This is a genomic window from Streptomyces sp. NPDC046727, from assembly GCF_040645635.1.
GTDB lineage: Bacteria > Actinomycetota > Actinomycetes > Streptomycetales > Streptomycetaceae > Streptomyces.
This window is the reverse complement of the sequence record NZ_JBEYYR010000017.1, coordinates 108,284-121,102: the sequence shown is the minus strand read 5'-3', so window position 1 is coordinate 121,102 and position 12,819 is coordinate 108,284. Positions and strand designations below refer to the sequence as shown.

The window sequence follows — 12,819 nt, the reverse complement described above, 5'->3', positions numbered from 1 at the left end:
AGGTCAGGGCGAGAGCGGGCCCGGCGGGCCCGGTGCCGCCCGACGTCCCGGGCAGGGCGTCCCCTGCTCGGCCTCCCGCCCCTCCGCGGGCTTCTCCTCCGGCGCTCCCCGCAACAGCACCGTGAGGAGCCGTACCGCCCCCCGCTTGTGCAGTGGGTCGTTGCCGTTGCCGCACTTGGGGGACTGGATGCAGGACGGGCAGCCGGCCTCGCACTCGCAGGAGGCGATGGCCTCGCGGGTGGCGGCGAGCCAGGCGCGGGCGGTGTGGAAGGCGCGCTCCGCGAAGCCCGCGCCGCCGGGGTGGCCGTCGTACACGAAGACCGTCGGGAGCAGCGTGTCGGGGTGCAGCGGGACCGAGACGCCGCCGATGTCCCAGCGGTCGCAGGTCGCGAAGAGGGGCAGCATGCCGATGGAGGCGTGCTCGGCGGCGTGCAGGGAGCCGCCGAGGATCTCCGGGATGATCCGGGCCTCGTCCAGCTGGTCCTCGGTGACCGTCCACCACACCGCGCGCGTGCGCAGCGTACGGGGAGGGAGGTCGAGTTTCGTCTCGCCCAGCACTTCGCCGGTGATGAGACGCCGGCGCAGGAAGGAGACCACCTGGTTGGTGACCTCGACGGAGCCGTAGCACAGCCGGCCGGCGCCCCACGGGATCTCGGTGTCCGTCTCCAGGATGGAGATCGACGTGGTGTCGCGGGCGACGGTCGAGTACGGCGGGTCGGCCTGCTCGACCAGGGCGACCGAGTCCTCCAGGTCCAGGGAGCGCACCAGGTAGGTGCGGCCCTGGTGCAGGTGGACCGCGCCGTCGTGGACCGTGGAGTGCGCGGCGCCCGCGTCGACCGTGCCGAGCAGCCGGCCCGTGCCGGACTCGACGACCTGCACCGGACGGCCGCCCGCGCCGCGGATGTCGGTGAGGTCGGCGGCCCGCTCCCGGCGCGTCCAGTGCCAGGCCTTCGTGCGGCGGCGGAGCAGCTTCGCGGCCTCCAGCTGCGGCAGCACGTCCGCGCAGGCGGGGCCGAAGAGCTCCAGGTCCTCCTCGGTCAGCGGCAGTTCCGCGGCGGCGGCGCACAGGTGCGGGGCGAGGACGTAGGGGTTGTCGGGGTCGAGGACCGTCGATTCCACCGGTTGGTCGAACAGGGCCTCGGGATGGTGGACGAGGAAGGTGTCCAGCGGGTCGTCGCGGGCGACGAGGACCGCGAGGGCGCCCTGGCCGGAGCGGCCCGCCCGGCCCGCCTGCTGCCACAGGGACGCGCGCGTGCCCGGGTAGCCGGCGATCACCACCGCGTCCAGCCCCGAGACGTCCACGCCCAGCTCCAGGGCCGTCGTGGCGGCGAGGCCGAGGAGTTCGCCGGAGTGCAGAGCGCGTTCCAGGGCGCGGCGCTCCTCGGGGAGGTAGCCGCCGCGGTAGGCCGCGACACGCCGGACCAGGGAGCGGTCGACCTCGGCGAGCCGCTCCTGGGCGATCACCGAGATCAGCTCGGCGCCGCGCCGGGAACGTACGAAGGCGACCGAACGTACGCCCTGCACGGTGAGGTCGGTCAGCAGGTCGGCGGTCTCGGCGGTGGCGGTACGCCGTACGGGTGCGCCCTTCTCACCCTGCAGGTCGGTGAGCGGGGGCTCCCAGAGGGCGAAGACCAGCTCGCCGCGCGGGGAGGCGTCGTCGGCGACCTCCACGACCGGCAGGCCGGTCAGCCGGCGGGCGGCGACCGCGGGCTCGGCGGCGGTCGCCGAGGCCAGCAGGAACACGGGGGAGGAGCCGTAGCGGGCGCACAGGCGGCGCAGCCTGCGCAGCACCTGGGCGACGTGCGAGCCGAAGACGCCCCGGTAGGTGTGGCACTCGTCGATGACGACGTATCTGAGCGACTTCAGGAAGGAGGACCAGCGCGGGTGTGAGGGAAGTATCCCGCGGTGCAGCATGTCCGGGTTCGTGAGGACGTAGTTGGCGTACTGGCGGATCCACTCGCGCTCCTCGAACGGGGTGTCGCCGTCGTACACGGCCGGGCGCACCGACGTGCCGAGAGGATGTGAAAGTTCTTTCACCGACCTGCACTGGTCCGCCGCGAGGGCCTTGGTGGGGGCCAGGTAGAGGGCCGTGGCGCCGCGGCCGTTCGGGGCCTCGGCGCCACCCAGGAGGGTGGACAGGACGGGCACCAGGTACGCGAGGGACTTGCCGGAGGCGGTGCCGGTGGCGACGACCACCGAGTCGCCGTCCAGAGCGTGCTCGGCGGCCAGCGCCTGGTGCGCCCAGGGGTGCTCGATGCCGCACGCCTGCACGGCCGCGATCACCTCGGACCGAATCCGGTCAGGCCAGACGGCATGGCGGCCCGCGCGCGGGGGCAAGTGCTCCGTATGAGTGATGCGCGCAGCCCGGCTCGGCCCGGAGGCGAGCCGGCCCAGGACCACGCCCGGAGACGGGCGGGACGCCGGGTCCGCCGGGGTTCGATCGGATCGGTGATTCTTGGCCATCGGCACCGAGTGTGTCACTGGCGTGACGGACAATGGAGTCAAGGCGTCGTGCACGCCTGCCGGTAAGTGATTGAATGCCATCGCGGCTGGCGATGCGTCCCGGGGGCTTCAAGCCGAGGTGTCCGAGGGGCGACCGCTCGATAGCAAGGTGCTGGAGGATCCGTGGACCTGTCCCTGTCGACCGAGACCATGGGCGATCGCACGATCGTCAGGGTCGGTGGCGAAATCGACGTATATACCGCGCCCAAGCTGCGCGAGCAGCTGGTCGAGCTGGTGAACGACGGGAATTTCCACCTCGTCGTCGACATGGAGGGCGTGGACTTCCTCGACTCCACCGGGCTCGGCGTGCTGGTCGGCGGCCTGAAGCGGGTGCGTGCCCACGAGGGCTCGCTGCGCCTGGTCTGCAACCAGGAGCGCATTCTCAAGATCTTCCGCATCACCGGCCTCACCAAGGTGTTCCCGATCCACACCTCGGTCGAGGAAGCGGTGGCGGCCAACGACTGATCAGCGGCCACCCGCTGATCACCGACCGACCCTGGACCGGTCACCGGCGTCGGGCACCTGTCGGGGCCCGGCCGCCGGCCGGTCCTGTCCGGGCCGTTCACCGTCCCGTGCCGGGCCGGTGAACGGTCCGGCTCCGGGCTGCCGTAGCGGTCCGGAGCGCAGAAGTACACCAGGGGTGCGGGCGCTCGGCGGCCCCGTTCCCGACCGCACGCCCGTAGTCGCGAGGGGGATGCATGGCCACCGTCGAACTCCGCTTCAGCGCGCTGCCCGAGCACGTCCGGACCGCCCGGCTGGTGGCGGCAGCGGTGGCGCGCAGGGCCGGAGTGGACGAGGCCGTCCTGGACGAGGTCCGGCTCGCCGTGGGCGAGGCCTGCTCCCGTGCCGTCGGACTGCACCAGAGCAGCGGTGTCACGGCGCCGGTGAAGGTGGCGCTGATCGAGGAGGAGAAACAGTTCTCCATCGAGGTCGGCGACGAGGCCCCGCATGCCACCCCCGGCGACACGCCCGGCGGCGGGCAGGACGGAGACGCGGAGGTCGAGGAGGACGAGATGGGCCTCGCGGTCATCAGCGGCCTCGTCGACGACGTGGAGGTCACCACCGGGCAGAACGGCGGCCTGATCCGCATGACCTGGCCGACCACACCGCCGGCCACGGTGCTTCCCTGACCCGTCCGGCCGACCCGCCGTCGAGCCGTCGTACACACCCCCGAGGGCCCTGCTCAGCAGGGCCTTTTTCGTATTTTCCGGCAGGCCCCGGTCACATCTTCGACATGCCTCCGGCACATCCCGGAATTCGTGAAAGAATTCACGATCGATAGCCCGATAATTCGATCAAGAGCCAATGCGGCCGTCAATGCCTTTGGGGCATTACCTCTTTCGGGTTCCATGGTGCTGTCTCGATCATTTGCTGAAGAGCACGAGAAGGCTGATTCCGTTTACCGTCCCCTGTTTAGATCACTCGCGGGTACCTACAATCCGTCCACATCTTGAGCTCAGCCCAAGCGTCAAGGAGGACGAATGGCGGGGCTTTCTACCCCACAGCAGTTGGGTCACCCCACATCCCTCGCAGCCGCGGTCCTGACAGACGACAACCGGATCATCGTGGCCGTCATCGCGGCGGTCGCCCTGGCCGCGCTGGTGGTCGCGGGGATCCTGGTGCGTCAGGTGCTGGCGGCGGGCGAGGGTACCGACAGCATGAAAGAGATCGCCGAGGCGGTCCAGGAAGGTGCCAAGGCGTATCTCGCCCGGCAGTTGCGCACGCTCGGCGTATTCGCCGTCGTCGTCTTCTTCCTGCTCATGCTGCTGCCGGCGGACGACTGGAATCAGCGGGCCGGCCGCTCGGTGTTCTTCCTGATCGGAGCGGCATTCTCGGCGGCCACCGGCTATATCGGCATGTGGCTCGCCGTACGCAGCAACGTGCGGGTCGCCGCGGCGGCCCGTGAAGCCACTCCCGGTCCGGGTGAACCGGCAAAAGATCTCACTACCGTCTCACACACCGCGATGAAGATCGCATTTCGCACGGGCGGCGTCGTCGGCATGTTCACGGTGGGCCTCGGCCTGCTGGGCGCTTCCTGTGTGGTGCTGGTGTACGCGGCCGATGCGCCGAAGGTGCTGGAGGGCTTCGGCCTCGGCGCCGCCCTGATCGCCATGTTCATGCGCGTGGGCGGCGGCATCTTCACCAAGGCCGCCGACGTCGGCGCCGACCTGGTCGGCAAGGTCGAACAGGGCATTCCGGAGGACGACCCGCGCAATGCCGCGACCATCGCCGACAACGTGGGCGACAACGTCGGCGACTGTGCGGGCATGGCGGCCGACCTCTTCGAGTCGTACGCCGTCACCCTCGTGGCCGCGCTGATCCTCGGCAAGGCCGCCTTCGGCGACTCCGGACTGGCCTTCCCGCTGCTGGTGCCCGCCATCGGCGTGCTCACGGCGATGATCGGCATCTTCGCGGTGGCCCCGCGGCGCGCCGACCGCAGCGGCATGACCGCGATCAACCGCGGCTTCTTCATCTCCGCGGTGATCTCGCTGGCGCTGGTCGCGGTCGCGGTCTTCGTCTACCTGCCGTCGAAGTACGCCGACCTCGACGGCGTCACCGACGCGGCGATCAGGGGCAAGGACGGCGACCCGCGCCTCCTCGCGCTGGTCGCGGTGGCCATCGGCATCCTGCTCGCCGCCGTGATCCAGCAGCTGACCGGCTACTTCACCGAGACCAACCGCCGCCCGGTCCGGGACATCGGCAAGACCTCCCTCACGGGCCCGGCCACCGTCGTCCTCTCCGGCATCTCGGTGGGCCTGGAGTCGGCCGTCTACACCGCGCTGCTGATCGGGCTCGGCGTGTACGGCGCGTTCCTGCTCGGCGGTACGTCGATCATGCTGGCGCTGTTCGCGGTCGCGCTGGCCGGCACCGGTCTGCTCACCACGGTCGGCGTGATCGTCGCCATGGACACCTTCGGTCCCGTCTCCGACAACGCGCAGGGCATCGCCGAGATGTCCGGCGACGTCGAGGGCGCGGGCGCCCAGGTGCTCACCAACCTGGACGCGGTCGGCAACACCACCAAGGCCATCACCAAGGGCATCGCCATCGCCACCGCCGTCCTCGCCGCGTCGGCGCTGTTCGGGTCGTACCGCGACGCGATCACCACCAACGTGCACGACGTCGGAGCGAAGCTGACCGGGCCGGGCTCGCCGCTCAGCCTGTCCCTGGACATCTCGCAGCCCAACAACCTCGTCGGCCTCATCGCGGGCGCCGCGGTCGTGTTCCTCTTCTCCGGACTGGCCATCAACGCGGTGTCGCGGTCGGCGGGTTCGGTGGTGTTCGAGGTGCGGCGGCAGTTCCGCGAGAAGCCCGGGATCATGGACTTCAGCGAGAAGCCCGAGTACGGCAAGGTCGTCGACATCTGCACCAAGGACGCCCTGCGGGAGCTGGCCACGCCCGGTCTGCTCGCGGTGATGGCGCCGATCTTCATCGGCTTCACCCTCGGCGTCGGCGCGCTCGGCTCCTACCTCGCCGGCGCCATCGGCGCGGGCACGCTGATGGCGGTGTTCCTCGCCAACTCCGGTGGCGCCTGGGACAACGCCAAGAAGCTGGTGGAGGACGGCCACCACGGCGGCAAGGGCAGCGAGGCCCACGCCGCCACGGTGATCGGTGACACGGTCGGCGACCCCTTCAAGGACACCGCCGGACCGGCGATCAACCCGCTGCTGAAGGTCATGAACCTGGTCTCGCTGCTCATCGCGCCCGCGGTGATCAAGTTCTCCTACGGTGAGGACAAGAACCTCGGTGTGCGGATCGGGATCGCGATCCTCGCGCTGCTGGTGATCGTCGTCGCCGTGTACGTCTCCAAGCGGCGCGGGATCGCCGTGGGGGACGACGAGGGTGCCGAGCGGGTCGCCAACTCGCCCGACGCCGCGGTGGTTTCGTAGGAAAGGTCGTCAGGCCTGGTCAACGGGCGGGCGGCCGGCGCGTGCTGACGCGCCGGCCGCCCGCTTCCGTGTGTGCTCGCCCACGTGGTGAGCCTTCTCTCCCATGGTGCGAATGCTCACAAAAGCTGACTTATAGGCCGTTCGGTTAGGGGTGGTGGTGCGTCCGCCGTGTAGATTCCGGGGGCCGAGAGCCATGGAAGGGACCGATCCGGTGAACAAGAAGCTCGCGGCCGCACTGTCCGGCGGTGCGGTACTGGTGGTGGCGATGTCCGGGTGCACCAGCGGAAGCGGTGAGAAGGAGCCCGACCCCAAGCTGGTGTCCTGGGCCAAGTCGGTGTGCGACGCGGTGCCCCCGCAGGACGCGAAGATCAGGTCGGCGAACGCCTCGATCGCGGCGATAGCCACGGACACCAACCTCCCGCCCAAGAGCGCACAGAAGACGTACGCGCAGGCCTTCCAGGACATGGCCGACGGCTACAAGGCGCTCGCGGACGCCCTCGACGGCGCCGGAGCGCCCCCCGGCATCGACGGTGGCGCCAAGCTCCAGCAGGACGCCTCCAAGAACCTCGCCGGCCTCTCCACGTCGTACGCCGAGCTGAAGAAGAAGGTCGACGGGCTCGACACCAAGGACCAGGGCAAGTTCGCTCGGGGTCTCAAGGAGGTCGCCAGCCAGTCGAAGGAGGTCGGCAAGCAGGGCGAGAGCGGCACGCAGGCGCTGAAGCGGCTGGAGCAGGACGACGTCAAGAAGGCGATGGCCAAGCAGCCCAGCTGCAAGGTCGCCGCGTCCGCGACGGCCCAGCCGGCGGGGTCGGCGACGGCCGGCTGACACCGGCGGGCGGTCCGCGAGGAGGCCGGCCCCGGGCGGCCGTCGCGTCCGCGCGGAGCCGGGGCCAGGTGGCCGTCGCGGTCCGCGTGGAGTGGGGCCCAGGTGGCCGTCTCGGTCCGCGTGGAGTGGGGCCCAGGTGGCCGTCGCGGTCCGCGCGTGGTCGGCCCCGGGCAGCCGTCGCGGGCCACAATGGGGGCGTGACTGACTCCGGACTCGCTCCCCTGCCCGTTTCCGACCGGCCCGACATCGCCGCGCGCCTGAGGGACGCGCTGCTGGCCGCCTCCTTCACCGCCGACGGGCTGCTCGAACTGCTCGGCGCCGCCGCGTACGCGGCGCTGGCCCGCAGCGAGACGGTGCCCGCGCTGCGGGCGACCCGCGGCGACACGCCGCTGGAGACGCTCGTACGGCTCTTCCTGCTCCAGCAACCGGTGTCCCGCGCGCGCGTGGCGGCCGTTCTGCCGGTCGAGGAGGCGCTGGAGGCCGGGTGGCTCACGCGCGTGGGCGACGGCGAGGTGGCCGCGACCGTGGACGTGCGGCCGTACGGCGGTCCCGGCGGCGAGGACTGGTACATCGTCTCGGACCTGGGCTGCGCGGTCGGCGGCGCGGGGGGCATCGGGCAGCGCGACCAAGGTGTCGTCCTGGGCGTCGGCGGGGCCTCCACGACCCTCGCCGGCATCACCGTCCGCACCCCCGTCGCCTCCGCCCTGGACGTCGGCACCGGCTCCGGTATCCAGGCGCTGCACGCCGCCCAGCACACCACGCGCGTGACGGCGACCGATCTCAACCCGCGCGCGCTGCACATCACGGCGCTCACGCTGGCACTCTCCGGGGCGCCCGCCGCCGAGCTGCGCGAGGGCTCCCTGTTCGAGCCGGTCCGGGACGACGAGACGTTCGACCTGATCGTGTCCAACCCCCCGTTCGTGATCTCCCCGCGCGCCCGGCTGACGTACCGGGACGGTGGCATGGGCGGGGACGATCTGTGCCGCTCGATCGTTCAGCAGGCGGGGGAACGGCTGAACGAGGGCGGGTTCGCGCAGTTCCTCGCGAACTGGCAGCACGTGGCGGGGGAGGACTGGCAGGACAGACTCAGGTCATGGGTGCCGCGCGGGTGCGATGCCTGGATCGTGCAGCGCGAGGTGCAGGACATCACGCAGTACGTCGAGCTGTGGCTGAGGGACGCCGGCGACCACCGCGGGGACCCGGCGGAGTACCAGGCGCGGTACGACGCCTGGCTCGACGAGTTCGAGGCGCGCAAGGTCAAGTCGATCGGCTTCGGCTGGATCACCCTGCGCAGGACCGGGTCCGCCGAGCCCGTCGTCACCGTGGAGGAGTGGGCGCACCCGGTCGAGCAGCCGCTCGGGGAGACGATCCGGGCGCACTTCGACCGCATCGACTACCTCCGCGAGCACGACGACGCGGCGCTGCTGGACAGCCACTTCAAGCTCGCCGCCGAAGTGGTCCAGGAGCAGGTCGGGCTGCCCGGCGCCGAGGACCCGGAGCATGTGGTGCTGCGTCAGCACCGCGGGATGCGCCGGGCGACGAAGGTGGACACGGTCGGCGCGGGGTTCGCCGGCGTGTGCGACGGCACGCTGAGCGCGGGCCGCATCCTGGACGCCATCGCGCAGCTCGTCGGCGAGGACCCGGTGCTGCTCCGCGACCGCACCCCCGCGCAGATCCGGCTGCTGGTGGAGCAGGGCTTCCTGGAGCCGGCCGGCTGAGGCGGGCGCACGCCCGCGCCGGGGGACCGACCTGGCGCACGCTGGGGAGCGCCAGGGGGCGGGGAACGCGCCGGCGCACGTAGCGCGAAAGTGCCTGCCGGGGCGCGGGATGCGCTGGCGCGCGCCCGGGCGGGAATCCCGGGGCGGAGGGGCGGTGCCGGGCAGGCGCCGCCCCGGCGCCCGTGCCGTCGTAGCCGCGGTCGGATCATCCTCCGACCCCGGCGCGGGGCATCGTCGTATGCCGGGGGCACTGGCCGGAAGAGCATGCCGTGGGGGCGGGGCGCGGACCCGTTTTCGGAAAACGGCCGGAAAATATGCGCGGCGGATCGAGGTCTATCCCCTTTCGCGCGTGAGTTCGATTACATGGCGGCCTTCCGTTCACCCTGATGTCGCCCGCCCGTCTCCCGCGCGTGCCACCCTCCGGGCGCTGGGCAGAGCCGACGGCAGGGAAGGGTGGGCGGGCGATGGAGAGTGGGCCGGCGATCTTCGCGGGAGCGGTGTTCGCCCTGTTCGGGGCCGGTCTGCTGGCCTGGACCGGGACGCGTCTGCGGCGCCGGGAACCGGTGGCCCTCGGTGTGAGTCGGATCGCATCGGCCACGGTCGCGAGCGTGGCCGGGACGGTCGCGCTGAGCCTCGGTGCATACTGCCTGACCCGGCTCTGAGACCGGCGGGTGCCGTGTCCACCGAGTAAGGGGAGCGTCACGCTCCGGACAGGGGTACGGGTGCGGCCGGGCAGTCCGGGCGGCAGGAATGGCGGTAGTCGGGTTACCGTTCGAGTGGCCGTTGTGGGCTTTTCCCGTTTGACACGGGGGCGGGATGTAGCGTCACACTCCGCAGCGTCACACGAGCCAGCAGTACGCCGCGACCCCGGGACGAAGGCCTGGGGAGGCCCCAGCGTCGACCGGAGAGAAGAGCGAAGTTGTCCCCGACCAGCGAGACCGCACACGGCGGTCGCCGACTCGTCATCGTCGAGTCGCCTGCCAAGGCGAAGACGATCAAGGGCTACCTCGGCCCCGGCTACACCGTCGAGGCGAGCGTCGGGCACATCCGCGACCTTCCCAACGGCGCCGCGGAGGTGCCGGAGAAGTACACCGGCGAGGTCCGCCGCCTCGGTGTGGACGTCGAACACGACTTCCAGCCGATCTATGTGATCAACGCCGACAAGAAGGCACAGGTCAAGAAGCTCAAGGACCTGCTGAAGGACTCCGACGAGCTGTTCCTCGCCACCGATGAGGACCGGGAGGGCGAGGCGATCGCCTGGCACCTCCAGGAGGTCCTCAAGCCGAAGATCCCGGTCAAGCGCATGGTGTTCCACGAGATCACCAAGGACGCCATCCGCGAGGCCGTCGCCAACCCGCGCCAGCTCAACCAGAAGCTGGTCGACGCCCAGGAGACCCGCCGCATCCTCGACCGCCTCTACGGCTACGAGGTCTCCCCGGTGCTGTGGAAGAAGGTCATGCCCCGGCTGTCGGCCGGCCGCGTGCAGTCCGTCGCCACCCGACTCGTCGTGGAGCGGGAACGCGAGCGCATCGCCTTTCGTTCTGCCGAGTACTGGGACCTGACGGGCACCTTCGCCACCGGCCGCGCGGGGGACCCCTCGGACCCGTCGTCGCTGGTCGCCCGCCTGCAGACCGTCGACGGCAGGCGGGTCGCGCAGGGCCGCGACTTCGACTCCCTGGGACAGCTCAAGAGCGCGAACACCCTCCACCTCGACGAGGCGACGGCCCGTGCCCTCGCCGCCGCCCTGGAGAACACCCGCTTCTCCGTGCGCTCCGTCGAGTCCAAGCCGTACCGCCGCTCGCCGTACGCCCCGTTCCGTACGACGACGCTGCAGCAGGAGGCCAGCCGCAAGCTCGGCTTCGGCGCGAAGGCGACCATGCAGGTCGCGCAGAAGCTGTACGAGAACGGCTACATCACGTACATGCGTACGGACTCCACGACGCTGAGCGACACGGCGGTCGCCGCCGCCCGCGCCCAGGTCACGCAGCTGTACGGCGCCGACTACCTGCCGCCGCAGCCGCGCACCTACGCCGCCAAGGTCAAGAACGCCCAGGAGGCGCACGAGGCGATCCGTCCCTCGGGTGATCGTTTCCGCACCCCGGCGGAGACCGGCCTGACCGGCGACCAGTTCAAGCTCTACGAGCTGATCTGGAAGCGGACCGTCGCCTCCCAGATGAAGGACGCGACCGGTAACTCCGTCACCGTGAAGATCGGTGGCGCCGCCGCCGACGGCCGGGACGTCGAGTTCAGCGCCTCCGGCAAGACGATCACCTTCCACGGCTTCCTGAAGGCCTACGTCGAGGGTGCCGACGACCCGAACGCCGAGCTGGACGACCGCGAGCGCCGGCTGCCGCAGGTGGCCGAGGGCGACGCGCTGTCCGCCGAGGAGATCACGGTCGACGGCCACGCCACCAAGCCCCCGGCCCGCTACACCGAGGCCTCCCTGGTCAAGGAGCTGGAAGAGCGCGAGATCGGCCGCCCGTCGACGTACGCGTCGATCATCGGCACGATCCTGGACCGCGGCTACGTCTTCAAGAAGGGCACGGCCCTCGTGCCGTCCTTCCTGTCCTTCGCCGTGGTGAACCTCCTGGAGAAGCACTTCGGGCGGCTCGTCGACTACGACTTCACCGCCAAGATGGAGGACGACCTCGACCGCATCGCCGCGGGCGAGGCCAAGGCCGTGCCGTGGCTGAAGCGCTTCTACTTCGGCGAGGGCCACGACGGCGTCGGCAGCGCCGCCGAGGCCGGCAACGGCGACGGGGACCACCTCGGCGGCCTCAAGGAGCTGGTGACCGACCTGGGCGCGATCGACGCGCGCGAGGTGTCGTCGTTCCCGGTGGGCAACGACATCGTGCTCCGCGTCGGCCGCTACGGCCCGTACATCGAGCGCGGCGAGAAGGACACCGAGCAGCACCAGCGCGCCGACATCCCCGACGACCTGGCGCCGGACGAGCTGTCCGTCGAGCTGGCCGAGGAGCTGCTGGCCAAGCCCAGCGGTGACTTCGAGCTGGGCACCGACCCGGCCACGGGCCACCAGATCGTCGCCAAGGACGGCCGCTACGGCCCGTACGTCACGGAGATCCTCCCCGAGGGCACCCCGAAGACCGGCAAGAACGCGGTCAAGCCGCGGACGGCGTCGCTCTTCAAGTCCATGTCGCTCGACACGGTGACGCTCGACGACGCGCTGAAGCTGATGTCGCTGCCGCGGGTCGTCGGCACGGACGCCGACGGCGTGGAGATCACCGCGCAGAACGGCCGGTACGGCCCGTACCTGAAGAAGGGCACGGACTCGCGCTCGCTGCAGTCCGAGGACCAGCTCTTCACGATCACGCTGGAGGAGGCCCAGGCGATCTACGCCCAGCCGAAGCAGCGTGGCCGCGCCGCCGCCAAGCCGCCGCTGAAGGAGCTGGGCGAGGACCCGGTCTCCGGCAAGCCGGTCGTGGTCAAGGACGGCCGCTTCGGCCCGTACGTCACCGACGGCGAGACGAACGCGACCCTCCGCTCGGGCGACAGTGTCGAAACGATCACTCCTGAGCGTGGTTTCGAGCTGCTCGCCGAGAAGCGGGCGAAGGGCCCCGCCAAGAAGACCGCGAAGAAGGCGGCGGCCAAGAAGACCGCCCCGGCGAAGAAGACCGCCGCCAAGAAGACGGCCGCGAAGAAGACGACGGCCGCCGCGAAGAAGACGACCGCCAAGAAGACCACCGCCAAGAAGGCGACGGCTTCGAAGACGGCCGCTTCGGGCACGGAGGACTGACGCCCGCGCCGCGACCTCCTCTCCGGTGACCAGCGCATCGGGTTCGCGAAACGAACGCCCCGGCACCCTTTCGGTGCCGGGGCGCACGCGTACGCACGGACACGCGAGGTGTGCTGTCGGTGGCTGCGGATA

At 71.0% G+C, this 12,819-nt stretch carries 8 protein-coding genes; 7 read left to right on the top strand and 1 reads right to left on the bottom strand.

From position 1 onward, the window contains the following. Nucleotides 1-3: 3 nt before the first annotated feature. Nucleotides 4-2,544, bottom strand: coding sequence for a DEAD/DEAH box helicase (locus ABZ937_RS22245; RefSeq protein WP_361694403.1), 2,541 nt, complete (start codon nt 2,542-2,544; stop codon nt 4-6). Nucleotides 2,545-2,625: 81 nt separating this feature from the next. On the opposite strand from ABZ937_RS22245, the gene bldG reads away from it, so the two are divergent. The 7 genes from bldG (at nt 2,626) to topA (ending at nt 12,687) form a co-directional block, all read left to right on the top strand. Then, the gene (gene bldG / locus ABZ937_RS22240) at nt 2,626-2,967 is read left to right on the top strand and encodes an anti-sigma factor antagonist BldG (RefSeq protein WP_361694401.1); all 342 of its coding nucleotides are present in this window, start codon (nt 2,626-2,628) and stop codon (nt 2,965-2,967) included. Between the two features lie 233 nt (nt 2,968-3,200). Then, nucleotides 3,201-3,632: an ATP-binding protein gene (locus tag ABZ937_RS22235; RefSeq protein ID WP_361694399.1), complete on the top strand. Its 432-nt coding sequence runs from the start codon at nt 3,201-3,203 to the stop codon at nt 3,630-3,632. Nucleotides 3,633-3,983: 351 nt separating this feature from the next. Further along, a complete protein-coding gene (locus ABZ937_RS22230) occupies nt 3,984-6,389 on the top strand; it encodes a sodium-translocating pyrophosphatase (RefSeq protein WP_361694397.1) in 2,406 nt (801 codons plus the stop codon). A 211-nt stretch (nt 6,390-6,600) separates the two neighbouring features. Continuing rightward, nucleotides 6,601-7,215, top strand: coding sequence for a small secreted protein (locus tag ABZ937_RS22225; protein WP_361694395.1), 615 nt, complete (start codon nt 6,601-6,603; stop codon nt 7,213-7,215). A 197-nt stretch (nt 7,216-7,412) separates the two neighbouring features. After that, complete coding sequence (locus tag ABZ937_RS22220) at nt 7,413-8,933, top strand: class I SAM-dependent methyltransferase (RefSeq protein ID WP_361694393.1); 1,521 nt, start codon at nt 7,413-7,415, stop codon at nt 8,931-8,933. A gap of 464 nt (nt 8,934-9,397) precedes the next feature. Beyond that, complete coding sequence (locus ABZ937_RS22215; protein WP_361694391.1) at nt 9,398-9,595, top strand: hypothetical protein; 198 nt, start codon at nt 9,398-9,400, stop codon at nt 9,593-9,595. A 257-nt stretch (nt 9,596-9,852) separates the two neighbouring features. Beyond that, nucleotides 9,853-12,687 (top strand): type I DNA topoisomerase, encoded by a 2,835-nt coding sequence (gene topA / locus ABZ937_RS22210; protein WP_361694389.1) that lies wholly within the window; start codon nt 9,853-9,855, stop codon nt 12,685-12,687. Nucleotides 12,688-12,819: the final 132 nt, after the last annotated feature.